This is a genomic window from Kitasatospora putterlickiae (assembly GCF_039527695.1).
GTDB lineage: Bacteria > Actinomycetota > Actinomycetes > Streptomycetales > Streptomycetaceae > Kitasatospora > Kitasatospora putterlickiae.
The window spans coordinates 1-1,450 of record NZ_BAAAKJ010000134.1 but is presented as its reverse complement, the minus strand read 5'-3'; the positions used below and the strand labels follow the sequence as shown (position 1 = coordinate 1,450).

The window sequence follows — 1,450 nt, the reverse complement described above, 5'->3', positions numbered from 1 at the left end:
GTGCCGCCCGCCGCGGCCACCCTCGCCCCGGCCGTCGCGCCGGTCCCGGGCCCGTCGGTGCTCCGCGCGGTCGGGCCGCACTTCGTGATCGCGGCGTCCACCGCCCGCGAGGAGGAGCTGAACGCGGCGATCGGCGCCCTGCGGCCCGTCCCCGACGCCGTGGTGGTGGTCGCCGCCGCCCCCGACTCGGCGAAGGTCCTGCGCGACCGGATGGCCGACCTCGGGGTGATCGCCCGCGCCCGGGGCGCCGCCCACCTGGTGCTCGCCGCCTCCGGCCTGGCCGCCCTCGCGCCCAACGGCCGGCGGCCCGCCGAGGTCGTCGCCGAGCGCGCGGGCGTGCCGGTCGTCGCACCGGACGGCCTGGTGGAGATCACGCCGGCCGGCAACCTCAAGGTCACCGACCCCGCGGGCGCCGTCGAGGCGTCCTCGTGGTGGCGGTGCGAACCGGGCGAGGCGCCCCGCCGGCTGCACAGCACCCTCGGCTCCGCCGCCCCGGTCGAGGCGCCGCCCGGGCCCGCCCCGGGCACCGCCACCGTGCCCGCGCCCACCGCCACCGCGCCCGTCGCGGCCCGCGCTGTTCGCGGACGGGCCGACGCCGTACGCGTCCACCGGCTGCCCGCCGGCTTCTGGCTCACCGACCCGGCCGACCCGTCCACCGCCCCGCCGCCGGACCTCCGGCTGGCCGCCGCGCCGCCCGGCAACGCCGTGGTCCTCATCGGCACCCCGGCCCGGCCGGTCCTGCTGCCCGAGGACTTCACCGAGGCCGTGCTCGCCCTGCCGCTCGGCGCCGACCGCCCCCTGGTCAGCGCCCCCTGGGCGGCCCCCGACCAGCTCGCCGCCCTCACCGGCGCACTGGCCGCCCGCACGGCCCGCCCGGTGCAGGCCGCCATCGGTCTGCCCGTGCTCGGACCCGGCGGCCCCACCTCCCGGATCCTGGACCGCGACGGCCGCGCCGGCTGGGAACCGTTCCTGCTGCGCCTGGCCACCGCCCCCGGCTCCCCGACCAGCCCCGCCGCCTGGCGCAACGGCGGCGCCGACTGGCGCACCGACGGACCCGCCGTCTTCCGGGCCTTCCCGTACTGGGCGCTGGAGGCCGTCCCCGCCGGGCTCTGGCTGCGCCCCGAACCGCCGCACGTCCTCACCCCGCGCTTCCGGCGCCCCGAGGCGGCCCGTCCGCTGCTCATCGTCGGGGAGCGCGACCGCCCGGTGCCGGCCGACGCCTTCGAGGAGCTCGGCAGCCTCCTGGACCGGCTCCCGGCGGCCGGCGCCGAGGGTTTCGGCCTGCTGGTCCACGGCCTGCTGGAGCCCGCCGCCGAGCGGGTCGGCCGCTTCGTCGCGCGGATGCACGAGCTGGAGTGGCTCGGCGCCGAGCAGCCCCTGAACGGACCGCCCGCCGTGGCGCCGGTGTCCTACGGCATCGGCCGGCCGACGGCCGCCCCGCCGCGCTCCG

At 81.0% G+C, this 1,450-nt stretch carries 1 protein-coding gene; it reads left to right on the top strand.

Annotated elements, in window-relative coordinates:
• A partial coding sequence (locus ABD308_RS14465) for a hypothetical protein (RefSeq protein ID WP_344333567.1) occupies positions 1-1,450 on the top strand: 1,450 nt, incomplete at both ends.